We start from the raw sequence: 23,210 nt of genomic DNA on the forward strand, positions 1-23,210 counted from the left end.
TCCGGCGTTCCGTGGGGGGACAAAGAGATGTATCCGTGCGGTCGTTGCCGTGCCGCCGCCGTGGGGCCGGACGGCCGCTGTGCGGCGTGCGGCGCCGAGCAGCGGGGACCGGAGGGGGCCGCGACGCCGGCCGGGCGGCCCGAGCCGCCGCCTCGCCCGACGCATGCGCCTCCGGTGCCGCCTGTGCCTCCGATGACGCCCGCCGCTCAGGTGCCGTCTGCCACTCCGCAGCCGTCTGCCACGCCGCTGCCGCCCGTCACTCCGCTGCCGTCCGACGGGGGAACGCCGTTCGCCACCGGGGCGCCCGGGCCCGAGCCGCTCGGCGGGGTCGATCTGCGCCGCGGGGTACGGATCTCGCTCACCACCGTCCTGACCCTGGCGCTGCTCGGCCTGCTGCTGCTCGCCGCCGCCCGGTTCCAGCAGCGCGGCGCGCTCGGCGACGTGCTGGCGGAGGGCGCGGTGCTCGGCGACGAGACGGCCGACAAGGCGAACCAGGCGGACACCTTCTTCGCGTCGGTCTCCCTGGTGGCCGCCGTGCTCGGGCTGGGCACGGCCGGGCTGTGGGCGGTCTGGTTCCGGCGGGTGCGGCTCAACGCCGAGGCGCTCGCGCCCGGTACGCACCGCTTCGGGAGCGGCTGGGCGGCGGGTGCCTGGTTCACCCCGGTGGTCAACCTGTGGTTCCCCAAGCAGATCGCCAACGACATCTACCGCGCGTCCGCCCCCGCCGGCCCGCAGGGTGCTCCGAAGGGGCTGCTCAACGCGTGGTGGGTGAGCGGGCTCGTGGCCGGTGCCCTCACGGGGGCGAGCGCTTTCGGCTACGCGCTGACCGAGGCGAAGATGCGCCGCGACTTCCGGCTCGAGCGGTTCGACGCCTGGGAGGCCGACGTCCGCAACCTGAGGACGCTGGCCGGAGCGAGTGCCTTCGGGTACCTGCTGTGTGCCGTCGCGGGCGCACTGGCGCTGCTGGTGGTGCGGCAGTTGACGCGGATGCAGGAGGAACGGGCGCTGGAGCGGATGGGGTTCGAGGGTTTCGCCGGTGCCGGTGGCCCGTACACGGCCGGTGGTCCGTACCCGGTCGCCGACCCGTATGCGGCCTCCGGTCCGTACGCCGCGCCTTGGCCGTACCCCCCGCCTCACTCAACTCCCGCGCCCTACGGTGATCCTGGTGTGTACGGGACGCCTGGTGTGCCCGGGGCGCCATCGCCCGGTCCTTATCCGGCCGCCGGGCCGTACGCTTCCTACCCGCCCCCGGGCCAGGGCCCGTTGCCCGGGGCGCCGGTCGGCCCGTACGGTCCTTCGTACGGGCCGTCGTACGGCGCGCCGAACGGTTCGCCGTACGGTCCTCCGCCCGGCGCGGGCAGTTCCGTGCCGAACCCCTACAACGGTGAGCCCGACGGCGGACCCGCGCATTAACGATTCATGAGTTCTGCAAGTGATGCAGGATGTGGGTGTGCAGGGGGATGACGCTGAGCTGACCGTCGCGGTACGCGCGGCGCAGAGCGGGGACGAGACGGCCTTCCGCGCGGTCTACCGGTCCGTCCAGCCCCGCCTGCTCGGGTACGTGCGCACGCTCGTCGGCGAGACCGACGCCGAGGACGTGGCATCCGAGACCTGGCTCCAAATCGCCCGCGACCTCGACCGGTTCACCGGCGACGCCGACCGCTTCCGCGGCTGGGCCGCCCGTATCGCCCGCAACCGCGCCCTCGACCACATACGGATGCGCGGCCGGCGGCCCGTGATCGGCGGCGACGACAGCGAACTCGCCGGCCGCGCCGGGGACGCCGACACCGCGGGCGAGGCGCTGGAATCCCTGGGGACCGCACGGGTCCTCTCGCTCGTCGCCCGGCTGCCCCAGGATCAGGCGGAGGCCGTGGTCCTCCGCGTGGTCGTCGGCCTCGACGCCGCCACGGCCGCGGAGGTGCTGGGCAAGCGGCCCGGCGCCGTCCGCACGGCGGCCCACCGCGGCCTCCGCAGACTCGCCGGGATGATGAACGGAACGGACCTGACGGGACGGGAAGGAGGGGCCGGAGGGACGGGAGGGGGCGGAGAGGGGGGAGTCGGGGTGAACGGACAGCCGGGGTCGGAGGGCATCCCCGGACAGCGCAGATCACCCACCGGTCCGGGACCTTCCCGCGGTGTGACGCGATCGGGCGCGCGGACGCAGAAGGACATGTGATGGCGGACGACCACGAGCACGACTGGTTGCGGCACGACGACCGGTTGGACGGAACGGCGCTCGCGTCCTGCGCCGCGTGCGGCTCCTGTGCTTCCTGTGCCTCCCACACGCCGGCCCCCGACCCCGAACAGGCGGACTCCGCTCTCGCCGCACTCCGCACCCTGGCCGCCCCCGCCCCGGCGCCGGACCGCCCCCTCCCGGGCGAGGACGCCGCCGTCGCCGCCTTCCTCGCCGCTCGGCGCGAAGCGTCCCCCGAAGGGGCGCGCGGCGAAGGGGAGTCGGCCTCGCCGCGGCACCCGGCCGTCCGCTCGGACGCCGTGACCGCCCCCGCACCGGATGATGACGGCATGGCCCGGGAGACCGGCCACCCGCACCCGGCCGGGAAGCCGGGCAGGCGGTGGGCGCGGGCCGGACGCGCCGGAGGGGACGGCACGCGCGGCAACGGGGCCGGACCGGGCGGCACCGGCACCGGGCCGCGCGGCCGGATCGCCGATCGCGGCGGCCGGCGGGAAACGCGCTCCCTGCCGCGCCGCCGCCCCGCCCGGGCGGTCCTGGTCGCGGCCCTGGCCGCGTGCGCGCTGAGCGGCGTGGCCGTGCTCTCCGGTGTCGTCACCGTGCCCACCCCGTTCACCGCCGCCCACCGTGGGCCGGCCGCGGTGGACGACCGGGCGGGCACCGTGGGCGGAGGCGGTCCGCACACCGCCCGGCCGCGTCCCCAGGGTTCCGCGTCGGACGGCCCGGCCGACGGCCGCGCCGAGGGAGGACGCGACGGGAAGGACGCGGGCGGGCACCTCCTCCCTTCCCCCCACGGCCCCTCGCCCTCCGGCCGTGGTACGCCCCGCCCGGGTGAACGGCCCACCGCCGGGCCCGGCACGGGCGCCGACCGGGGCGAGGGGACGGCCTCTCCGTACCAGGGCGACGCCGACGGCGACCTCGAACAGGCCGTCGGCCTCTGCCGCGACTACCTCACCCGGGGGAAGTGGCGCGAACAGGCGGACGAGGACGCCGTCCACGCCCTCGAACGCCGCGCCGGCGGCCCGGTCGGCGTCCGCGCCTACTGCACCCGCCTCGTCCACGACCACGACCGGATCGCCGGCGACGGGAACGGGAACGGCGGCGACGAGAACGAGGACGACGAGGAGGGCGAAGACGAAGGGGACGGCGGAGAGCACGAGGACGACAGAGGAAGCGACGAGGGGGGCGCTCACCGGGCCGGAGACGCCCGCGACGGCCGCGGCGGTCAGGGGAGCCACGACGACCGCGACGACCGCGACGACCACGGCGACCATGGCGGACAGGCCGACCGGTAATGGCGCGGCGGCGCCGGTGAAACGTGCGCCGGACGAGGCGGGGGCCGGGGCGACAGGCGCGGCGGTGACGCGACGCGCGGCCCGTCGGCCCGACTCCCCCCGGACTCGGCCACCTGGCTCCGCGCCCCGGCCACCGCCCTGCCACGGCGAGGGACCCCCGGCCGGTACGCCGAGTGTGACGCTTTCCGGGGCCACGGCGCTGTAGGGAGTGGGCCGACTGGTCATCGGCCGCGCGGAAGCCGCAGTTCCCCCCATGCCGCCGGCTCCGCGCAACAGCGCGGGCGGGGTACGTCCCCCCGGCCCTGCCCGCGCTCCTCCTCCCTTGCCGGCCGTCCCGGCCCTTCCGGCCCCTTCCACCGTTCCCACCTTCTTCCCCCCTTCTTCCCCCCTTCTTCCCCTCTGACGTCCCGCCCCTGCCCCGGCCCTGCGCGTCCCCTGACAGTGCCGCCCGGCCGTCGCTACAGTCCGGTTTCTCGTAACAGTCCGGTGTCTCGCAAGCGAGGTCGGCGGGAGGCGTCAGCCATGGCACAGGAGCCGGAAACCACCCGGAGCACCGAGTCGGGCCTCGGCGTCCGGCCCGTCTACGGGCCCGAGGCCCTCGAGGGCTGGGACCCCGCGGCCCGGCTCGGCGAACCCGGCGCGTACCCCTTCACCCGCGGCATCCACCCCACCATGTACACCGGGCGGCCCTGGACCATGCGGCAGTACGCGGGGTTCGGCACCGCGGCCGAGTCCAACGCCCGCTACCGGCAGCTCATCGCCCACGGCGGCCACGGCCTGTCCGTCGCCTTCGACCTGCCCACCCAGATGGGTCACGACTCCGACGCGCCCGAGGCCCGGGGCGAGGTCGGCAAGGTCGGCGTCGCCGTGGACTCCGTCGAGGACATGCGCGTCCTCTTCGACGGCATCCCCCTGGACCGGGTCTCCACCTCCATGACCATCAACGCCCCGGCTGCCCTGCTGCTGCTGATGTACCAAATCGTGGCCGAGGAACAGGGCGTGCCCGCGGACCGGCTGACCGGGACCGTCCAGAACGACGTCCTCAAGGAGTACATCGCCCGGGGCACCTACATCTTCCCGCCCGCCCCCACCTTGCGTCTCACCTCCGACATCTTCCGCTACTGCCACACCGCGATCCCCCGGTGGAACACCATCTCCATCTCCGGCTACCACATGGCCGAGGCAGGCGCCTCACCCGCGCAGGAGATCGCCTTCACGCTGACCAACGGCATCGAGTACGTCCGCACCGCCGTCGCCGCCGGTATGGACGTCGACGACTTCGCCCCCCGGCTCTCCTTTTTCTTCGTCGCCCGCACCACCCTCCTCGAAGAGATCGCCAAGTTCCGCGCGGCCCGCCGGATCTGGGCCGGTGTGATGCGCGACCGGTTCGGCGCCCGCAACCCCCGCTCGCTGATGCTGCGGTTCCACACCCAGACGGCCGGCGTCCAACTCACCGCCCAGCAGCCGGAGCTGAACCTGGTCCGGGTGACCGTCCAGGCCCTCGCGGCCGTCCTCGGCGGCACCCAGTCCCTGCACACCAACTCCTACGACGAGGCCATCGCCCTCCCCACCGACAAGGCCGCCCGCCTCGCCCTGCGCACCCAGCAGGTCCTCGCCCACGAGACGGACGTGACCGCGACGGTCGACCCGTTCGCCGGCTCGTACGCCGTCGAGTCCCTCACCGACGACCTGGAACAGGCCGTCCTCGACCTGATGACCCGGATCGACGACCTGGGCGGCGCGGTGTCCGCCATCGAACGCGGCTTCCAGAAGGCCGAGATCGAACGCAACGCCTACCGCATCGCCAGGGAGACCGACGACGGCGACCGCGTGGTCGTCGGCGTCAACCGCTTCCGGCTCGACGAGGAGGAGCCGTACGAACCCCTCCGCGTCGACCCCGCCATCGAGGCCCGGCAGTGCGAACGGCTCGCCGCCCTGCGCGCGGACCGCGACCGGCGGGCGGTGGACGGCGCCCTCGCCCGGCTGCGGGAGGCGGCCTCCGGCACGTCGGAGAACGTCCTCCCCCCGATGAAGGAGGCCCTGCGCGCCCGCGCCACGGTAGGCGAGGTGTGCGGGGCACTCCGTGAGGTCTGGGGTTCCCACGTGCCCGACGAGAGTTTCTGACCAGTCCCTCCCCGTCCGGTGGATTTGCGACACTGGACCGATGTCCGCACCCCGCCGCACCTGCCCCGTCTGCTCCCGCGAGATCGCCGTCGTGGGCGGTCGCTACGCCCGCCACGATCCGCCCGGCCGCAGAGTCTCCTACGAACTGGTCTCCTGCCCCGGCTCTCGCCGCTCGGCGCCCCTCCTGGCCACCGAGCCCCGGCTGTTCGACCCGGAGGAGCCGCCGATGGAGGGACAGGGACAGTTGTTCTGACGGGACCGGCGGGCAGCGAGGGGGCACCGGCCATGGTCAGCGGGCGCAGAGCACATCCTTCTCGGGGCGCTCCCCGGTGCGGAGGAAGTCGGTGACCTTCCGGTCCCCGCAGGCGTTCCCGGTGCCCAGGTACGCACCGTGCCCCCCGCTGTCCACCGATATCATCCGGGCCCGCCGCCCCAGCGCCTCCCGCATCTTCAGCGCTCCGAAGTACGGTGTCGCGGGGTCGCGCAGGTTCTGGATCATCAGGACGTTCGACGGTCCGTCGGAGGTGATCCGGGCGGGTTCCTCGGCGGGGGCCCACTTCCAGAAGGCGCACGGGAAGACACCGACCGGCATGCCTCCGGTGAGCGGGTACCGCGCGCGGTCGGCGGCCACGTCCCGCGCGGTCGCCGGCAGCGAACGCCGCGGCCAGCGGACATCGTTGCATATGGTCGAGACCGTCACGGCCGCCTCGTGCTCGGGCACGGAACCGGCCAGCGCGGCCGGCAGGGCCGGCGTCGCCCGCGGGTCACCGGCGTCCTTGATCAGCCGCGCGGTGCCGGCGAAGACCGTGTCGCCGTACATCGCCAGTTGCAGGGCCTGCCGCAGCCGGTTGCCGGTGAGCGGTCTGCCGGGCGTCGTCGTCGGCTTCGGGTGGCGGTCGAGCCGCTCCGCCAGGGCGACGACCATCGGGCGGACGTCCTCGGCGCGCCGGGCGAGGCGGAGCCCGCCCCCGCCCTCGGGGCCGTCCTTCTCACGGGCCGGGTCGGCGGCCCACCGGGCGAAGTCGGGGAACCGCTGCTCCATGGCCGGCGACAGGTTCGCCGACCAGCCGCGCGCCACCCGTTCCGGGTCGGGGTCGCCGTTGCTGTCGAGCACCCAGCGGTCGGTGCGGTCCGGGTACTTCTGCGCGTACTGCGCGGCGACGTAGGTGCCGTACGACGTCGCGAACGCGGAGAGCTTCTCCTCGCCCAGCGCCGAGCGGAAGGAGTCGATGTCGCGGGCCTCGTTGGCCGTGCTCATGCTGCGCAGCAGCGGGCCGCCCTCGCGGGCGCAGGCGTCGGCGACGCGGCGGGCGCGGCGCACGCTGTCCGCGATGTCGCCATCCGGCCCGGGCCACGGGCGGAGGTTGACGAGATCCCGGTCCTCGTCGCTCAGGCCGCAGCCGGTGCGGTCGCTGCCGCCGATCCCCCGCGGGTCCAGGGCGACCAGGTCGTAGGCGCCTCCCAGCTCCTTCTGCAGCGCCTTCCCCTTCTGGGCCAGCCGCTGCGTCCCCGAACCGCCGGGCCCGCCCGGAATGACGATCAGCGTGCCCCGCCGGGCCTCGGGCCGGTCGCTCGGCACCCGGGACACCCCGAGCCGGGTGCGGGGCCCCTCCGGATCACCGTAGTCGAGCGGCACGGAGAGCTCGGCGCACTCCTGCCGGTCCGGCCCGCCCTCCTGCGCGCAGGGTCTCCAGCGGAGCTCCGGAGACGAAGAGCCGGCCGCCTGCGCGGGCACGGCCGACAGGGTGGCGGCTACGGCGGAAACGGACAGGGCGAGGAGGAGGCCCGAGCGGGCACGCTTCTTCATGTCCACAAGGCTCGTCGAAGCGGCGGGCCCGGACCATCAGGGAAGCCCCCCAATTGCGGGTAGGGGAACCCTTCCTGGAAGTGTTCGAGTCCGGGCCCGCGCCGGTCGCCATCCGGGCCGCGACGTCGGCCGATCGTCAACGCGCGGCGGTCGGACAGGCGTTACTCCGTCACGAAAAGGAACGCACGACCTGGATCGTTCCGACGATATGCGCGTTGAAGAGATCCAGCTCCTCGGCCGGGACCCAGAGTTCGAGAATGGTCCGGCCGCCGGCCTGGCGCACCGGGTACCGGGTCAGGAATTCCGTGTCCACCTCGAAGCGGGTCACATATCCGGCCCCGTCGTGGCGGACGTTCCAGTCCCGGGCGATCCTGATCGCGTAGTCCTCGTTGAGCACCGGATAGAAGATCGGCTGCTCCGGAAGCCGCGGCGGCCAGGCCCGCCAGTCGAGCTCCTCCAGCAGGGCGAGCTCCGCGGGCCCGACGGGGCGCCAGAGCGTGGTGGTGGCAGGGGCGGTGCGACTGATCATGGTCCGGTTCCGGTTTCGCTATCGGTCCGCACCGCGCAACCACGGCGGGCGGTTTCGGGGACTTTACCGAGAAGGACGGAAACCGGCGACGGAATTGCCGGGCCACGCGCCCCCTGAAGCGCCATCCGTGTGACGCAACTCTCCTCTTCCGCGGGCTCGTCCCGTCCGGATACGCGCGCCTACCGTGAGAGGGGACGGTCCGGCGGGGAAGGGGCTTGCGGTGGCGCGCTACGGGAGCTGTGAGTCGAACGGGGCTGTGGGGTTGGGGCGTGCGTTGGCGCAAGGTGAGGTGTCGGCACGGGAGTTGGCACAAGAGGCGCTGCGACGGATAGAAGTGACGCAAGGGACGCTGAACGCCTTCCGGTGGGTGCGTGGCGAGGATGCCCTGCGCGACGCCGACGCGGCCGACCGGCGGCTGCGGGCGGGGGAGCGGGGAGCGCTGCTCGGTGTGCCCGTGGCCGTCAAGGACGACATGGACATGGCCGGTCTGCCCACCGCCTTCGGCTGCCCCGGTGACTTCCCGGTGAAGCGGGCCGACAGTGAGGCCGTGCGCCGGCTCCGCGCCGCCGGGGCCGTGATCGTCGGGAAGACCAACACGCCCGAGCTGGGGCAGTGGCCGGTGACCGAGGGGCCCGCGTTCGGGGTGACACGGAACCCGTGGAACACCGCGTACACCCCCGGCGGTTCGTCCGGCGGCTCGGCGGCGGCCGTCGCCGCCGGGATCGTTCCCGCGGCCCTCGGCTCGGACGGCGCCGGATCCGTCCGCATTCCGGCCGCCTGGACCCACCTGGTCGGGATCAAACCGCAGCGGGGACGGATCTCCGCGTGGCCGGAGCGCGAGGCGTTCCGCGGGCTGACCTGCGGCGGAGTGCTGGCACGGACGGTCGCCGACGCGGCGCTGCTGCTGGCCGCCGCGAGCGGCTCGCACGCCGGCGACCTGCACCGGCCCGCGGCGGTCGACGTCGTGGCCGCCCTGGAGCGCACCCCGCGGCGACTGCGGATCGCCCTCTCGCTGCGGCCGGCGTTCGCCGCGGTACGGCACCGGCTCGACCCTCGGGTGCGGGCCGCGACCCTGCGGACGGCGGAGCGGCTGGAGGCGCTGGGGCATGAAGTGGTGCCCGAGGAACCGCGGTTCGGGCCGGTGGGGCTGACGTTCGTCCCCCGGTCCATGTCCGGGGTGCGCGAGTGGGCGGGCAGGGTGCCCGAACGGCGGCTGCTCGACGGGCGGACGCACCTCAACGCGCGCGGCGGACTGGTGCTCGGCGGCGCCGTCCTGCGCGCGGCGCGCGCGGCGGAAGCACCCCTGCGGGGGCGGATGAACGCCCTGTTCGGCCGCTACGACGCACTGCTCACGCCGACCACGGCCGCGCCGCCGCTGCCCGTCGGGGCGCTGGACGGGCTCTCCGGCCGGGAGACGAACTCCCTGATGATCACGGCGTGTCCGTACGCCTGGCCGTGGAACGTCCTGGGCTGGCCCGCCGTGAACGTCCCCGCCGGGTTCACCGAGAACGGCCTGCCGCTCGGCTCGCAACTGCTGGGCCCGGCCGGCGCCGAGCCGCTGCTGGTCTCCCTCGCCGCGCAACTGGAAGAGGAGGAGCGGTGGTTCGAGCGCCGGCCGGTCGCCGACTGGGGCGTGGGGCGGGCCGTGGCGTAGGGCACCGGGTGACGGGACCTGAACTCCCTTGAGGGGGAAGGTTTCTTCTTTCGGCACCGCGACAGGAAGGGTGGTTTCTTCCTGTAAATCCCTATTATTTCCCGGCCTTGCGCCCGACATGCCGTAGATGCCCAATCCGGGCCCAGACGCAACCCGTCCGAGTGAGTCGTCGAGTGATGCCGTGCTCGCGATACGTATCGGGCGCTAGCCTCCTTGCGGGATGGCGGGGCCAGAGAGGTCCCCGTCGGCGTGCCGGGCAGCGGTGCCTGGCGGTCGGTGGGACTGGATGGAACGGCGCCGTCCGGAGGGAGGGATGACGATGAGAACCGCTGTGACCTTCGGGGAGCTCGCCGCGCTCCAGGGCGAGGTGCTGCCGCCTCGTACGGTCCTGTCGAGCCTGCCGGCGGGGAGCGCGGATCCGTCGTTGTACCCCATGCTGGTCAGATCCGAGCACGGTACGACCGTCGTCTACGCCTGCCAGTACCGGCAGGACGCGGGTAGTCCCGGGCTCCTGGCGGCGCTGGGGCTCGCGCCCAGCACCCCGGGGCACACGGTCACCTGCATCCCCGCGGGGATCTCCACGCGCTGATCGCACCCGGAAGCACCGCGCACCACACCGCATCACCCGCACCGCACCGAAACCGACGAAGACCTTCCGCCCCGACATCGGCGACGTCACCGTACGCGGCGCGGCGGTGTTGCCCGCTTCCACCCAGATATCCAAGGTCTCATCCCCGGAGACCGTCCGGCCGGGGATGGAGCACTCGGTCCCGTCGGTCCGGCGGCCGGGTGCGGAGGCCCGGCGAGTGCGGTCCATCAGGGCATTCCCAGGGCATCCAGTACGTCCCAGGGCATCCGGTACGTCCCACGTCCAGAGAAAGGGAACGGAATGGACAACCTCATCAGCTTCGAAGAGCTCGCCGGAGTCTCCGGCGAGGTGCTGCCCGAGCGTACGGTCATGGGCATCATGGCCGTCCCGTTCGGCCCCGGCGACGGCGGTGCCGGCAGCGCCGCCGGCAGCCTGTCCAGCGCGTCGGCCAACGGCGGCGGCGACCACGGCACCACGGTGCTGTCGTCCTGCCAGTCCCTCGACCACCCGCAGACCGCGGGCCTGCTCGGGTCGCTCGGCCTCCCGTCCCAGAACACGACCACCAGCGTCACCTGCACCCCCGCGGCCATCTCCAGCCACTGATCGCTCCCGGGCCACCGGCCCGGTAGCGGAGCGCCGCACTCGCCCGGTGGGGGAGGGCCGTGTGTCCTCGGCCTTCCCCCGCTGTGCCAGGGGAACCGTCGCCCGACACCCTTTCGGAGAGCATCCATGACCCTGCCCTTCGTCCCGGGCGCCGGCCGCGCGGGATCCCCGCCGGGGCGGCGGCCGCTCCCGGACCGGCGGGCGGCCGGAGAACCCCGGTTGGTACCCGGCACCGAGCTCGTCGGCGAGTTCGAGGGGTCCGGCTACCGCGACCCGCCGCAGCTGGTCTGCCGCCCCGACGGGCAACTGGTGCGGCTGCCCGGGCTGTTGTACCAGGTCGTACGCGCCCTGGACGGCCGCGGCGACGGTCGCCGTGATCAGCGTTCGTCGGAGCGGCCTCCGGACGAGGACGCTCCGAAGGGCGAGACGAAGGCTCCGGACGGCGACCCCGTCCTGGCGCGCGTGGCGGACGAGCTGAGCCGGGAGACCGGACGGCGGTTCACCGCCGAACACATCGCGTACCTCATCGACGAGAAGCTCGCCCCCCTCGCCGTCACCACCTACAGCGACGGCTCCCCGCCCCCGCCGGCCCGCCGGAGCGACCCCTTTCTCGCCTTCCGGTTCCGGCTCGCGGTGCTGCCCGAGCGCGTCACCTGGTTCGTCTCCGGCCTCTTCGCCTGGCTCTTCCACCCCTTCCTGGTGTACCTCGCGGTCTGCGTCTTCGTGGTCGGTGAGACATGGGTGTGGATGTCCCCGGAGACCGTGACCGCCCTCCAGGCGGTGCTCACCGCCCCGGGCAGCGTCCTCCTCGTGGTGTTCCTGGCCATAGCCTCCTGCGTCTTCCACGAGTGGGGGCACGGCGCGGCGTGCCGGTACGGAGGGGTGCGGCCCGGCGCCATGGGCTGCGGCATCTACCTCGTCTGGCCCGCCTTCTACACCGACATCACCAACTCCTACCGCCTGGGGCGGGCCGGGCGGATCCGGGCCGACCTGGGCGGTGTCTACTTCAACGCGCTGTTCGTCCTCGGTCTGCTGGGCCTCTACGCGGCCACGGGATTCCAGCCGCTCCTGGTCGCGATCGTCGCCGTCAACCTGGAGATCGTCCAACAGCTGCTCCCCACGCTGCGGTTCGACGGCTACTACATCGTCGCCGACCTCGTCGGCATCCCCGACCTCTTCTCCTACATCGGGCCCATCCTCAAGCGCGTGCTGCTCCGGCGCCCCGCGGACGAGCGGCTCCGCGCCCTCAAGCGATGGCCTCAGGCCGTGGTCGCGTGCTGGGTGCTGTGTCTGATCCCGGTGCTCGCGCTCCAGGTCGGCATCCTCCTGCTCAATCTGCCCCAACTCCTCGCCGCCGACTGGCACAAGGCGCGGTGGCTGCTGGAGAACGCGGGCGCGTCCGGCCACCAGGTCCTCGGCATGGTCTCGGCCTGCCTGCAGATCGTGCTGCTCGCCCTGCCGATCGCCGGACTGCTGCTCGCCCTGGTGCGGCCGGCGCGCTCGCTCGTCCGGTTCCTCGGCCGCAAGGCGGGGCGGAGCGGCCGGAAGACGGGACGGCACGGGGGAGCGGCCACCCGGAAGGCGCGCCGGGCGGGCCGCCACGCCGCGAAGTGACGCCGGGCGGCCCGCCGCGCGGGGGGCTACGGCGCCAGGATGTCCAGCTCGGCCATCGCGCCCGTCGCGATCTCCCGGGTGAGCGCCTCCGCGCGCTCGGCGTCGTGCAGCCGGACCGCCTCGGCCACCTGTACGTGGAGGGTGACCGCGGCCGGATCCGGGTCGGTGAACATCACCTGATGCCGGGTCCGGCCGGTGAGCACCTCGGCGACGACATCGCCGAGGCGGGCGAACATCTCATTGCCCGAGGCGCGCAGCACGACCCGGTGGAACGCGATGTCGTGCAGCAGATAGGCGTCCAGTTGCTGGCCTCGTGAGGTGGCGACCATCCCGAGCGCGTGCTCGGTGAGTTCGGCGCACTGCTCCGGGGTGGCCAGGCGGGCGGCGAGGCCCGCCGCGACGGGTTCCACGGCCGAGCGGAGCACGGTCAGCGACCGCAGCTGCCGGGGCCGGTCCGGGCCGGCCAGCCGCCAGCGGATGACCTGCGGGTCGTAGACGTTCCACTCCTCGGGCGGCAGCACCGTCACGCCGACCCGCCGCCGCGAGCTGACCAGGTGCATGGACTCCAGGACGCGTATCACCTCGCGGACGACCGTGCGCGAGACCCGGAAGCGCTCCTCCAGCTCGTCCGTGCGCAGCACGCTCCCCGACGGGTATGCGCCCGCCGTGATCGCGGGTCCCAGGGACTCCAGCACCCGTGCGTGCGGTCCCTGCCCATGGTTGGCCATGGGACCAGCCTACGTGTCCATGGCGACCCCGATTAAGTATGACGTTTGGGTCACAGAGGCTTGATACGTCGTACTTCATCAGGTTCAGTGGAGCGGCAGCCGGCGCCGAGGAAGACGCCGGAGACAGTGAGGTGCACATGACCACCGCCGACAGCGGAGCCGCCCCCGGCGACGGGGCGTCCGGCGCCCGCACACCTCCGGCGGCCTCTCGGGTCGTCGTCGTGATGGGCGTCGCCGGTACCGGCAAGACCACCGTCGGCCCCCTCGTGGCGGACGCCCTGGGCGTTCCCTACGCCGAGGGCGACGACTTCCACCCGCCCGCGAACATCGCCAAGATGTCGTCCGGCGTCCCCTTGGACGACGCCGACCGGGCCCCCTGGCTCGACGCCATCGGCGCCTGGGCGCGCGACCGGACGGACCGGGGCGGAGTGGTCAGCTGCTCCGCGCTCAAGCGCGCGTACCGCGACCGGCTCCGGGCCGCCGCGCCGGGCGTCGTGTTCCTGCACCTCACCGGCGGCCGGGAGCTGATCGCCGGCCGGATGGCCGCCCGCAAGGGGCACTTCATGACCACCCGGCTGCTGGACTCGCAGTTCGCGACGCTGGAACCGTTGGGCGCGGACGAGGCGGGTGTCGCCGTGGATGTCGCCCCGGAGGCGGCCGTCATCGCCGAGCGCGCGGTCGCCGCCTTGCGGCACGTGTGACGCGGGTACGGCGGTACGCCGGAACGGCGGGCCGGCCGCGCCGGTAGGCACCGGAGGGCGGACACCCCGGGCCGCCGCGGCCGGACGGGAACGGGCCGATCCTGAACGGACCGTGACGGTACGACGGGCGGGGCGCCCCCGGCGTCGTACACCCGCGCGACTGCCGCCGCACCCGCGCGACCGCGTCGTACCCGCGCGACCGCACCGCCCGCGGCGACCGCACCACCCGCACCGTTCGCGGCGACCGCACCACCGCCACCCCGCGCCGCCCCCACCGCTACCCAACGTCCCACCCGGCACCCGAGCCCCAAGCGCCACCGCGCCCCGCCGCGGGCCCTGGCCCCCGGGCCCTGGCCCCCGCCCCCAGACCCGGACCCGGAACCCGGACCCGGAACCCGGACCCGGAGCCCGGCCACCCCGCCCCGGCGGGGCCCGCACCCCCGCGGCCCCCGCCGTGCCCCCAACACACCCAAGGAAGCCCCGTGAGCACTCTCAGCGTCGAGATGCTGGCCGCGGCCCCCGCCGAACCGATCACCTCGGCGGGCCACGCACAGCTGGGCATCGCCGTCCTCGCCGGCATCGCCGTCATCGTCCTTCTCATCACCCGCCTCAGGCTCCACGCCTTCCTGGCGCTGACCATCGGTTCGCTGGTGCTCGGCGCCGCCGCCGGGGCACCGCTGGACAAGGCCATCGCCAGCTTCAGCGCCGGTCTGGGCTCCACGGTCGCCGGGGTCGGCGTCCTCATCGCCCTCGGCGCGATACTCGGCAAGCTGCTGGCCGACTCCGGCGGCGCCGACCAGATCGTGGACACGATCCTGGCCAGGGCGAGTGCCCGGTCGATGCCCTGGGCCGTGGTCCTCATCGCCGGGGTCATCGGACTGCCGCTGTTCTTCGAGGTGGGGATCGTGCTGCTGATCCCCGTGGTGCTGCTGGTGGCCAAGCGCGGTGGGTTCTCCCTGATGCGCATCGGCATCCCGGCCCTGGCCGGTCTGTCCGTGATGCACGGCATGGTCCCGCCGCACCCGGGGCCGCTGGCCGCGATCGACGCGATCGGGGCCGACCTCGGGGTGACCCTCGCGCTCGGCGCGCTGATCGCCGTGCCGACCGCGGTGATCGCCGGGCCGCTGTTCTCCCGCTTCGCCGCCCGCTGGGTGGACGTGCCGCCGCCCGAGAAGCTGATGCCCCAGCGCCCGTCCGAGGACCTGGAGCGCCGCCCGGGCTTCGGCGTCACCGTGGCCACCGTCCTGCTGCCGGTGGTGCTGATGCTGGTCAAGGCGCTCGTGGACGTCGTCGTGGACGATCCGAAGGACCACGTCCAGCGGGTCGCGGACGTCGTCGGCTCCCCGCTGATCGCGCTGCTCGCGGCCGTTCTCGTCGGCATGGTGACCCTCGGCCGGGCCGCCGGCTTCGGCCGCGACCGGCTGGCCTCGACCGTCGAGAAGTCCCTGGCCCCGATCGCCGGCATCCTGCTGATCGTCGGCGCGGGCGGCGGTTTCAAGCAGACGCTGATCGACGTCGGCGTCGGCCGGATGATCCTCGACTTCTCCAAGGACTGGTCCGTCTCGGCCCTGCTCCTGGCCTGGCTGATCGCGGTCGGCATCCGGCTCGCGACCGGCTCCGCCACCGTGGCCACCATCTCGGCCGCGGGGCTGGTGGCGCCGCTCGCGGCCGACATGAGCACCACCCACACCGCCCTCCTCGTCCTGTCCGTCGGTGCCGGCTCGGTCTTCTTCAGCCATGTGAACGACGCGGGCTTCTGGATGGTGAAGGAGTACTTCGGCCTGGAGGTCGGGCAGACGCTCAAGACCTGGTCGGTGATGGAGACGATCATCTCCGTGGTGGGGCTGGGGTTCGTGATGTTGCTGTCGCTGGTGATCTAAGGCTGTCGCTGGTGATCTAAGAGCGGCGGGCGAGGGGTGGGGGCGGCGGGCCCCCACCCCTCGCCCGTCTCCGAGGACTACGCCCCGGCCACCTCGGCCAGGTACTTCCGCACCTCCGCCGCGTCCTCCGCGGCCAGCCCGATGTAGCCGTCCGGCCGGATCAGGAACAGCCCCGGCCCGTAGGCCCGCGCCAGGTGCCCGTCCACGTCCGTCAGACGCGCGATCCGCACCAGCGGCCCGGCGACGTCCGCCGGAACCTCGTCCTCCGCCGCGCGGCCGACCGCGAGCAGGGTGTAGTGCCCGCTCCCGAACAGGTCGAAGAGGCGCACCGGTTCGCCGGGCTCCGTCGCGCACGGCGCGTCCGGCGCCCGGTCGCCCGCGCGCGGCGCGTCGTCGGCGAGGCCGGTGCGTGTCTCGCGGCTGAGCGGGCTCTCGCGGTAGTGCAGGTCGAGCTGGTGCGCGTCGCGGCCGCGGCGCGTGGTCAGCTTCAGCCCTTCCTTCCCGGGGCCCCGGTGGATGCGGGTGCTCAGGCCGAGCACGCCCGCCGCGACGGGCAGCCGCTCCGCCTCGTACGAGTCGAGCAGCGCGTCCGGCGCGCCGTGCCGCACCACGTGTCCCAGCTTCCAGCCCAGGTTGAACGCGTCCTGGACGCTGGTGTTGAGCCCCTGGGCCCCGGCGGGGGAGTGCACGTGGGCGGCGTCCCCGGCGAGGAACACCCGGCCGTCGTGGAACCGTTCCGCCATGGCCGCCCGGGCGCGGAAGACCGAGGCCCAGTCCACCGCCCCGGCCGTCAGCCCGGTCCGTTCCGCGATCAGCGCCCGGACGCCGTCCGGCGACGGGTCCGGCTCGCCGTCCCGGAAGGCGGCGATCAGCTGGAAGGCGTCCGTCGCGTGCAGCGGGCAGATGCCCACCATGCCGGCGGGGTGGTCCGGCCAGGTGTGCCAGTGCGTCCGCGGCAGCCCCTCCAGGTGGACGTCGGCCACCAGCATCGGCGTGGGGTCGACCGTCTCGCCGGTGAACGGGGTGCCCAGCAGGGTCCGCACGGTGCTGCGCCCGCCGTCCGTGCCGACGAGCCAGGAGGCGCGGACGGTGGACGACGCGCCGTCCGCGGTCTCCAGGTGCGCGGTGACGCCGTCCCCGTCCTGCGCCAGCCCGATGAGCCGGGTGCCGAACTCGACCCTGCCGCCGAGTTCGCCGAGTCGTTCCCGCAGGAGCTCCTGGGTGCGCCACTGCGGCAGCAGCAATGGTTGGCCGTAGGGCGCGTCGGGCGTCGGCTCGACCCGGGTGAACATGTCCCACTCGGCGACCATCTCCCCGTCCCGCCAGCTGCTCATCATCGGCGCGGGGCCGCCGTCCGCGAGGAAGCGGTCGACGACGCCGAGCGTCCCGAGGAGCTCCAGCGTCCGCGGCTGGATGCCCTTGCCGCGCGATCCGACGAACCCCTGCTCGCCCGCGTCGACCAGGCGGAACGGGACGCCCTGCTCGGCGAGGACGCAGGCCAGGACCAGGCCGGACGGCCCGGCGCCGACGATCAGCACCTCCGGGGCCTCGGCAGGCGTGACGGGCGTAACAGATGTAACGGACATGGTGGAGCCCCCTTAACGGCGTTCAATTTAACGTTGTTAAGCATCGACTGAACGGCGTTAAGCTGTCAAGGTGGCAAATCGACTGGACCGCGACCAAGTGGTGAGCACCGCACTGGAGCTGCTGAACGACGTGGGTCTGGAAGGGCTGACCCTGCGCCGCATCGGCAAGGAGCTCGACGTCCAGGCGCCCGCGCTCTACTGGCACTTCAAGAACAAGCAGGACCTGCTGGACGCCATGGCCACGGAGATGCTGCGCCGGATGACCGCCCTCCAGGAGGTGGAGGGCGGATTCGCACCCGCGACGTGGCAGGAGATGCTGGCCGGCAGCCACCGGGCGCTGCGGCGGGTGCTGCTCACCTACCGCGACGGCGCGAAGGTCTACAGCGGCACCCGCTTCACCGACACGTCGTACGCCGTTCCGATGGAGCGGTACCTCGCGTCGCTGGTCGGCGCCGGCTTCACGCCGGGAGAGGCCGCGCGCGCGTACTACACCGTGTACTGCTTCACGATCGGGTATGTCATCGAGGAGCAGTCGGCGGCGGACGATCCGGAGCGGGGCGTCAAGGGCATCGATGTGACCGAACGCGCCGAACGGCTGGCGGAGTTCCCGCTCGCCGCCGCGGCGGGACCGGAACTCTTCGGGGACGCGGACGCCGGGTTCGAGGCGGGGCTGGCCGCGATCGTCGCGGGGATCGCGGCGACGCGGGGGCGGGCGGGCTGACGGGGGCGGGCGTCAGCGGCTGTCCGTCGCCTGAGGTGTCGCTTCCAGTCCGCGCCGCAACAGGGGTGTCAGGCGCCGCTCCACTCCCACGTGCAGCACCCAGGCCAGGGCCAGCATCAGCCCCACGGTCAGCACCAGCACCCCGTACGACGGGATCCCCAGCCTCCGGTGCAGCACCTGCACCACGAGCCACCCCAGGTGCTCGTGGACCAGGTAGAAGGGGTACGTCAGCGCCCCCGCGACCGTCAGCCACCGCCAGGACGGCCACCGGGCGCCCCGCACCGCCACGGCCGCGACCGCCGCGTACCCCAGGGCGAGCACCGCGATGATCACGACGGGGGAGCGGTACGAGAAGTGGTGCGGGCCCGGCGGGTGCCACAGGCCCGCCACCGCGTAGTGCTGGCCGACCAGGAAGCTCACCGCGACGATGCCCCAGGCCGTCAGCGAGTGGCCGTACCGGTGGACGAGGTAGAGGCCGATGCCGCCGATGAAGAACGACGACTCCTCCGGCATCACCACCACCTTGAGCGCCTCGGCGTGCGCGGCCGTGGTGAGCGCCGACGCGAGCGTCCACACCGCGCAGAAGAGGACGACGCGGTGCCGGGTCGCGCCCGGCAGGACGACGAAGAGCGCGAACAGCGCGTAGAAGCGGACCTCCACCCAGAGCGTCCAGCACACGCCGAGGACCCGCTCCGCGCCGACGGGCTGTTGCAGCATCGTCAGGTTGACGAGGATGTCGCTGGTGGACACCGAGCCGCCGTAATGCCGGGCGAGCGGGAGCGCGAAGGCGGCGGTGACCAGCAGGATCGCCGCCCAGTAGGCGGGGTAGAGGCGGGCGGCGCGGGAGGCGGTGAAGGAGCGGAGGGAGCGGCCCCAGCCGCTCATGCAGATGACGAAGCCGCTGATGACGAAGAAGAGTTGGACGCCTAGGCAGCCGTAGGCGAACGCTTGTGACAGGTGGGGGAATTGGTGGCGTGGGGAGCTTCCCCACGCTGTGGTGATCTGGCCGCCTCGGCCGCCGTAGTGGTAGAGGGCGACCATGAGGGCGGCGATGAGGCGGAGGGCGTCGAGGGCGGTGAGGCGGGGGTGGTGGCGGGGGGTGGAGTGCCCCGGCCCCACCCCTTCGCCGCTTCCTGGGGCTGCGCCCCAGACCCCCTTGTCGCGGCTCCGCCGCTCGTCCTCGAACGCCGGACGGGCTGAATCGTGCGCCCGGGCGCGATATCCAGCCCGTCCGGCGCTTGAGGACAGCACCCGCAGGGCGCTTCGGGGGTGCGGGGGCTCGCCTCCGGTCGTCACTTGCGACCCTTCCCGTGCAGCCTCCGCCGCACCGCCCGGGCCCGGCGCGCCAGCCGGCGGACCGCCGAGTTGCGCGGGAGGAAGGCGAGGCGGGCGGGAAGACCGCCGGGCAGGGCAAGGGCCGTGAGGCGGCGCCGCTTGAAATAACGGCGAGTACGAGCGGTCAGCTGGTGCGCGAGGTAGCGCTCCGCAGCCGGTCGCAGGTCGGGGCGGATGCGTGGCTGCATCGCGTAACCCACGGCCGACAGCAGGGCGTTGAGTTCGGACGCGTCCGGCGGCGCCGCGCCGCCGTCCGCCGCCTCCTCCAGCGCGGGCAGCAGCGCGTCGACGATCGTCACCGGCACCCGGTTGCTGTTCTCGTACGGTGAGAGCCGGTCGAGCAGCAGGTCCGTGCCGGTCCGGGCGGCCGGGAGGCCGTAGAAGGCGCGCGCCGTGACGAGCGCGGTCGAGAAGCAGCCGGCCACCAGGGCGGGCCGCAGCCGCTGGAACAGCGCCTCCGCCAGCGCGGTGCCGTCCAGCACTGTGAGGTGGACGCCGAGCCGGCCGGCCTCGTCCTCCAGCAGCCGCGACCAGCGGGCGGGGGCCGTCGGGTGCGGTTTGAAGACGACGTCCCGGTGGCCGCGCCCGGCCGCGCCCCGCAGCATGCGGACGTGCAGCCGCTCCTCTTCCTCGGGCGTGAGGATGCCCAGCGCCGAGAGGTACTGGCCGAGCAGCAGCGCGGCGCCCTCCGGGGCGGGCGGCAGCGGGGTGGCGTCGGCCAGTTCGGCCAGCACCTTGGTGACGACGTCGCCGGGGACGATCTCCGGTCGGACCCCGAACTCCCGCAGCAGCAGCGGGCGCAGGCCCGGAACGAGGTCGAGGTGGAGCAGCCGGCGCACCCGGGTGCCGACGAGCGGGTCGAGCTTGTCGCGCGTGGGGCCGTAGCTCATCAGCCCGTCCGCGTAGACGTCCAGCGGGGCGTCGGGGAAGATCCGGGCGATCGCGAGGGCCGGGTCGACCTGGAGGGACTCGAGGACGAGCGAGACGTCGTCCGTCCCCAGGTCCCACAGCAGCCGCAGGTGCCGCTCCCACAGCGGGGCGTCATCGGGGCGCGGGGACCAGCCGCCGGGGTGGAGCGGGCTGATCGCGTCGTTCCAGGAGAGGACGTCGTCGAAGCGGGTGCGCAGCCGGTCGAAGCCGGGCGCCCGGTCGAGGCCGGGGCTGGTCTCGGGGACGGCGGCGTTGTTGGCGACGAGCAGCAGCCGGCGGCCGGCGGTGGGGAAGAGGCCGGCGTCGAGGGCGGCGGCGAGGGTCGCGGCGCCGTAGAGGGTGGAGGCCAGGAAGATCTGGGCCGTACGCGGGTGGCCGGGCATCAGGTGGGCACCCCCGCGCGGGGCGCGGGGACGGGCCGGCGGCGCAGCCTGCGCAGTCGGCCCGCCCGGTCGGCGTCCATGGCGTTCAGGGCGTCGTTCAGCAATGCCGGGGGCATCCGTTTCATCGCGGCGGCACTCATCGACCGCAGGGTGCGGGCGACTTCGGGTTCGAAGCGTTCGATGGAACCGAGGTGGTGGGAAATGATCGCGCAATAGGTGCGCACGGCTTTCGGCAGCAGCGCGTCGGCGTCGCGGTCCCGGCGTGTTTCGTCGAGCACCTGATCGAACGCGCGCAGAAAATCGAGTTGCCGCACATCGCCGATCTGGGTGAGCGAGGAGGTCACTCCGCGGCGGTAGAAGACACCGAGCAGTCCGGTGATCGCGAAACTGCGGGCCTCGCGGTGCAGCCGCCAGATCCAGGGCCGGTCCTCGGCGGTGCGCAGGCCGTGCGGGAAATGCAGCAGTCCGTCGTCCAGCAGCCTGCGGTGGTAGATGCCGGCCCAGGCGTACGGGTAGTCGACGGAGGTGGAGCGGTCGGCGGGGAGTATCGCGTCGCGCGGATCGAGGACGACCCCGCGGCGGCCGTCCGGGACGCGTTGGAGGGTGCGGTTCCGGCCCGTGCAGCTGACGTGGTCGGTGCGCACGAAATCCACCCCCAGATCCTCGATGACCTGCACCAACCGCGCGTAGTAGCCGGGTGCGAGCCAGTCGTCGCCGTCCAGGAAGGTCACGTACTCGCCGCGGGCGGCGTCGAGTCCGGTGTTCCGGGCGGTGGCCAGGCCGCCGTTCCGTTCGTGGCGCTTCAGCACCACCCCGGGGATGTCGTCCCGGGCTCGTTCCAGAAGCGCGGACGTACCGTCGGTCGAACAATCGTCGACGAAAATGAATTCGAAATCCTCGCGGGAGTTCGCATTCAGGCTGCGCAGCGCGTCCGAGGCATACGTCTGCACATTGAAGAACGGCACGATGACGGAGAGCTTGACCACCCGCGTCACGTTAGGTGACGCCCCGGCATTCGTTCTGTCCGTCGCCGTAATCCGGGATGAACGAAGTGCGGCGGAACGATGAACCGGGTGCGCGCGTCAACCGCTTCGCCGGGTGTCGGTGCGCTGTTTACCGAGTGTTGCGCTCGCGTTGGTCAGCCAAACCGGATCCATTCCTATCGTCGGTTCCGTGCCTTCAGCGCCCTCCGCTCACGCAGCGCCCCCGCATTCCGCTTCCCCGCCGCGCGTCGCCGTGCTCGCGGACTCCGACACCCGGTGGAAATGGGGAGCGCTCACCGCGCACCGGCTCGCCCCCGGCGCCGGGCTGGACGGCTTCCTGCTGCGCGGGCGGGCCACTCCCACCCGCCGCCAGCTCACCGAAGTCGGCGTGCGGGCCGACGCGTTGCGCGAGGTGACGGCCGCCGAGTTCACGGCCGCGGCCGGCCGGCCCCCGTACGACGTCGTGCTCCTCGCCTGTGTCGGCGGCACCGTCCAGGCGATGCTGCACGCGCTCGCCCGGGCCTGGACCGGCGCCGAGCGGCGGCCGGTCGTCGTGACCGGGTACGTCGGCGTCGTCTACGAAAAGCTTGCCGACGGACTGCTGTTGCGGCACGGCGCCGACGTCGTCCTCGCCAACTCCCGGCATGACGCGGAGCGTTTCCGCGCGGTCTATGAGGGGGTCGGCGCCCCGGCGGACGGCGTCACGGAGTGCGCCCTGCCGTTCCTCGGGGGGCGCCCGTACGAGCCCGCGCCCCGCGAAGTGCGCCCGTACACCGTCGTGTTCGCCGCCCAGCCGTCCGTCCCGGAGAGCAGGGCGGACCGGTTGTACCTGCTCCGCAGGGCCGCCGGGCACGCCCGCGCGCACCCCGGCCGCGATGTGCTGATCAAGCTGCGCAGCAAGCCCGGCGAGCACACGACGCACATCGAGGAGCACCCGTACCAGAAGCTCGCCACCCGGCTGCCCGGCGGCCTGCCCGCCAACTGCCGCCTGGTGTACGGCAACATGGGCGCGGTCCTGGACCGCACCGACCTGCTGGTCACCGTCAGCTCCACCGCCGCCCTGGAAGCCCTGCACCGGGCGGTCCCCACGGCCGTCCTCACCGACCTCGGCATCCGCGAACGGCTCGGCAACCACCACTTCCTGGGCTCTGGCTGCCTCACCTCCTGGGACCACCTGGACGCCGGACGGCTACCGAAGGCCGAGCCGGAGTGGCTGGCCCGGCAGGGCGTGGCCGCCGACCGGCCGTACGAGCGGGCGTTCGACGCCGCCCGGCGGCGCGTCGCCGACCTCGTCGCCCGCGACCGGCTGCCGCCCCCGAGCCCGTACTACACACCCGAGACGGCCCCCGGCTACCTTCCCGCCGTCCTCGCCCGCCACGGCTTCGCCCCCGACGGGCGCCCGCTGCCGGGCCGCGCCGCGCCCCCGCCCGGCCGGAGCGCCCTGCGCCGCGCCGGCCGCGACGTCCTGCGCGGGGCGGCCCGCGGGGCGTACCGGCACGGGGTGCAGCGGGTGGCGCCCGTCATCCGGCGGATGGGAGAGCTGTGAGCACACCGGCC

Annotated in this window: 20 protein-coding genes; 13 read left to right on the forward strand and 7 right to left on the reverse strand. The window is 73.7% G+C overall.

The annotated features are described in order from the left end of the window. Positions 1-192: 192 nt before the first annotated feature. From J7W19_RS33055 to J7W19_RS20025, 5 genes are all read left to right on the forward strand, one after another. On the forward strand, positions 193-1,413 hold the full coding sequence (locus J7W19_RS33055) for a DUF4328 domain-containing protein (protein ID WP_051072587.1): 1,221 nt from the start codon (positions 193-195) through the stop codon (positions 1,411-1,413). A 37-nt stretch (positions 1,414-1,450) separates the two neighbouring features. Continuing rightward, positions 1,451-2,176, forward strand: coding sequence for an RNA polymerase sigma factor (locus tag J7W19_RS20010; RefSeq protein WP_040889714.1), 726 nt, complete (start codon positions 1,451-1,453; stop codon positions 2,174-2,176). Continuing rightward, positions 2,176-3,486 (forward strand): hypothetical protein, encoded by a 1,311-nt coding sequence (locus tag J7W19_RS20015; protein ID WP_004944523.1) that lies wholly within the window; start codon positions 2,176-2,178, stop codon positions 3,484-3,486. Before J7W19_RS20010 ends, J7W19_RS20015 begins: the two co-directional genes overlap by 1 nt. 522 nt (positions 3,487-4,008) lie before the next feature. Continuing rightward, positions 4,009-5,610 (forward strand): acyl-CoA mutase large subunit family protein, encoded by a 1,602-nt coding sequence (locus J7W19_RS20020; RefSeq protein WP_004944520.1) that lies wholly within the window; start codon positions 4,009-4,011, stop codon positions 5,608-5,610. A 40-nt stretch (positions 5,611-5,650) separates the two neighbouring features. Next, the gene (locus J7W19_RS20025; RefSeq protein WP_004944516.1) at positions 5,651-5,863 is read left to right on the forward strand and encodes a hypothetical protein; all 213 of its coding nucleotides are present in this window, start codon (positions 5,651-5,653) and stop codon (positions 5,861-5,863) included. Positions 5,864-5,899: 36 nt separating this feature from the next. Here the strand turns inward: J7W19_RS20025 and J7W19_RS20030 are convergent, their stop codons facing one another. Together J7W19_RS20030 and J7W19_RS20035 are read right to left on the reverse strand one after the other, a co-directional pair. Next, positions 5,900-7,417, reverse strand: a complete 1,518-nt coding sequence (locus tag J7W19_RS20030; RefSeq protein ID WP_004944513.1) for an alpha/beta hydrolase — start codon at positions 7,415-7,417, stop codon at positions 5,900-5,902. 169 nt (positions 7,418-7,586) lie between these two features. After that, positions 7,587-7,946 (reverse strand): hypothetical protein, encoded by a 360-nt coding sequence (locus tag J7W19_RS20035; protein ID WP_004944510.1) that lies wholly within the window; start codon positions 7,944-7,946, stop codon positions 7,587-7,589. Positions 7,947-8,166: 220 nt separating this feature from the next. Between J7W19_RS20035 and J7W19_RS20040 the strand changes: the two genes are divergently transcribed. The 4 genes from J7W19_RS20040 (at position 8,167) to J7W19_RS20055 (ending at position 12,406) form a co-directional block, all read left to right on the forward strand. Continuing rightward, positions 8,167-9,600: an amidase gene (locus J7W19_RS20040; RefSeq protein ID WP_078588015.1), complete on the forward strand. Its 1,434-nt coding sequence runs from the start codon at positions 8,167-8,169 to the stop codon at positions 9,598-9,600. Between the two features lie 319 nt (positions 9,601-9,919). Beyond that, on the forward strand, positions 9,920-10,189 hold the full coding sequence (locus tag J7W19_RS20045) for a hypothetical protein (RefSeq protein ID WP_152262171.1): 270 nt from the start codon (positions 9,920-9,922) through the stop codon (positions 10,187-10,189). A gap of 300 nt (positions 10,190-10,489) precedes the next feature. Further along, the gene (locus tag J7W19_RS20050) at positions 10,490-10,792 is read left to right on the forward strand and encodes a hypothetical protein (RefSeq protein ID WP_004944499.1); all 303 of its coding nucleotides are present in this window, start codon (positions 10,490-10,492) and stop codon (positions 10,790-10,792) included. A gap of 126 nt (positions 10,793-10,918) precedes the next feature. After that, a complete protein-coding gene (locus J7W19_RS20055; RefSeq protein ID WP_004944496.1) occupies positions 10,919-12,406 on the forward strand; it encodes a zinc metalloprotease in 1,488 nt (495 codons plus the stop codon). A 26-nt stretch (positions 12,407-12,432) separates the two neighbouring features. Here J7W19_RS20055 and J7W19_RS20060 read toward each other — a convergent pair whose 3' ends face one another. Further along, positions 12,433-13,134: a FadR/GntR family transcriptional regulator gene (locus tag J7W19_RS20060; protein WP_004944493.1), complete on the reverse strand. Its 702-nt coding sequence runs from the start codon at positions 13,132-13,134 to the stop codon at positions 12,433-12,435. Between the two features lie 137 nt (positions 13,135-13,271). Between J7W19_RS20060 and J7W19_RS20065 the strand changes: the two genes are divergently transcribed. Further along, entirely contained in the window at positions 13,272-13,835 is a 564-nt protein-coding gene (locus J7W19_RS20065) for a gluconokinase (RefSeq protein WP_004944490.1), read from the forward strand. Positions 13,836-14,317: 482 nt separating this feature from the next. Beyond that, the gene (locus J7W19_RS20070; RefSeq protein ID WP_004944488.1) at positions 14,318-15,715 is read left to right on the forward strand and encodes a GntT/GntP/DsdX family permease; all 1,398 of its coding nucleotides are present in this window, start codon (positions 14,318-14,320) and stop codon (positions 15,713-15,715) included. Between the two features lie 77 nt (positions 15,716-15,792). On the opposite strand, the gene J7W19_RS20075 is transcribed toward J7W19_RS20070, so the two are convergent. Then, positions 15,793-17,301, reverse strand: coding sequence for an FAD-dependent monooxygenase (locus J7W19_RS20075; protein ID WP_040892879.1), 1,509 nt, complete (start codon positions 17,299-17,301; stop codon positions 15,793-15,795). Between the two features lie 70 nt (positions 17,302-17,371). On the opposite strand from J7W19_RS20075, the gene J7W19_RS20080 reads away from it, so the two are divergent. After that, positions 17,372-18,022 (forward strand): TetR/AcrR family transcriptional regulator C-terminal domain-containing protein, encoded by a 651-nt coding sequence (locus J7W19_RS20080; RefSeq protein WP_040892880.1) that lies wholly within the window; start codon positions 17,372-17,374, stop codon positions 18,020-18,022. Between the two features lie 12 nt (positions 18,023-18,034). Here the strand turns inward: J7W19_RS20080 and J7W19_RS20085 are convergent, their stop codons facing one another. The 3 genes from J7W19_RS20085 to J7W19_RS20095 all read right to left on the reverse strand — a co-directional run bounded on the left by J7W19_RS20085 (position 18,035) and on the right by J7W19_RS20095 (position 21,656). Next, positions 18,035-19,141, reverse strand: coding sequence for an acyltransferase family protein (locus tag J7W19_RS20085; RefSeq protein WP_210455359.1), 1,107 nt, complete (start codon positions 19,139-19,141; stop codon positions 18,035-18,037). Positions 19,142-19,314: 173 nt separating this feature from the next. Next, the gene (locus J7W19_RS20090) at positions 19,315-20,670 is read right to left on the reverse strand and encodes a polysialyltransferase family glycosyltransferase (protein WP_004943746.1); all 1,356 of its coding nucleotides are present in this window, start codon (positions 20,668-20,670) and stop codon (positions 19,315-19,317) included. Next, a complete protein-coding gene (locus tag J7W19_RS20095) occupies positions 20,670-21,656 on the reverse strand; it encodes a glycosyltransferase family 2 protein (RefSeq protein ID WP_040889480.1) in 987 nt (328 codons plus the stop codon). Before J7W19_RS20095 ends, J7W19_RS20090 begins: the two co-directional genes overlap by 1 nt. A 187-nt stretch (positions 21,657-21,843) precedes the next feature. On the opposite strand from J7W19_RS20095, the gene J7W19_RS20100 reads away from it, so the two are divergent. Beyond that, positions 21,844-23,199 (forward strand): DUF6716 putative glycosyltransferase, encoded by a 1,356-nt coding sequence (locus tag J7W19_RS20100; protein WP_233478140.1) that lies wholly within the window; start codon positions 21,844-21,846, stop codon positions 23,197-23,199. Positions 23,200-23,210: the final 11 nt, after the last annotated feature.

The organism is Streptomyces mobaraensis NBRC 13819 = DSM 40847, assembly GCF_017916255.1.
In the GTDB taxonomy this organism is placed as follows: domain Bacteria; phylum Actinomycetota; class Actinomycetes; order Streptomycetales; family Streptomycetaceae; genus Streptomyces; species Streptomyces mobaraensis.

Coding starts and splice junctions, on each gene's coding strand:
- J7W19_RS33055 (WP_051072587.1), top strand. CDS start 193: ATGACGCCCGCCGCTCAGGTGCCGTCTGCCACTCCGCAGCCGTCTGCC.
- J7W19_RS20015 (WP_004944523.1), top strand. CDS start 2,176: ATGGCGGACGACCACGAGCACGACTGGTTGCGGCACGACGACCGGTTG.
- J7W19_RS20020 (WP_004944520.1), top strand. CDS start 4,009: ATGGCACAGGAGCCGGAAACCACCCGGAGCACCGAGTCGGGCCTCGGC.
- J7W19_RS20025 (WP_004944516.1), top strand. CDS start 5,651: ATGTCCGCACCCCGCCGCACCTGCCCCGTCTGCTCCCGCGAGATCGCC.
- J7W19_RS20030 (WP_004944513.1), bottom strand. CDS start 7,417: ATGAAGAAGCGTGCCCGCTCGGGCCTCCTCCTCGCCCTGTCCGTTTCC.
- J7W19_RS20035 (WP_004944510.1), bottom strand. CDS start 7,946: ATGATCAGTCGCACCGCCCCTGCCACCACCACGCTCTGGCGCCCCGTC.
- J7W19_RS20045 (WP_152262171.1), top strand. CDS start 9,920: ATGAGAACCGCTGTGACCTTCGGGGAGCTCGCCGCGCTCCAGGGCGAG.
- J7W19_RS20050 (WP_004944499.1), top strand. CDS start 10,490: ATGGACAACCTCATCAGCTTCGAAGAGCTCGCCGGAGTCTCCGGCGAG.
- J7W19_RS20055 (WP_004944496.1), top strand. CDS start 10,919: ATGACCCTGCCCTTCGTCCCGGGCGCCGGCCGCGCGGGATCCCCGCCG.
- J7W19_RS20060 (WP_004944493.1), bottom strand. CDS start 13,134: ATGGCCAACCATGGGCAGGGACCGCACGCACGGGTGCTGGAGTCCCTG.
- J7W19_RS20065 (WP_004944490.1), top strand. CDS start 13,272: ATGACCACCGCCGACAGCGGAGCCGCCCCCGGCGACGGGGCGTCCGGC.
- J7W19_RS20075 (WP_040892879.1), bottom strand. CDS start 17,301: ATGTCCGTTACATCTGTTACGCCCGTCACGCCTGCCGAGGCCCCGGAG.
- J7W19_RS20090 (WP_004943746.1), bottom strand. CDS start 20,670: ATGCCCGGCCACCCGCGTACGGCCCAGATCTTCCTGGCCTCCACCCTC.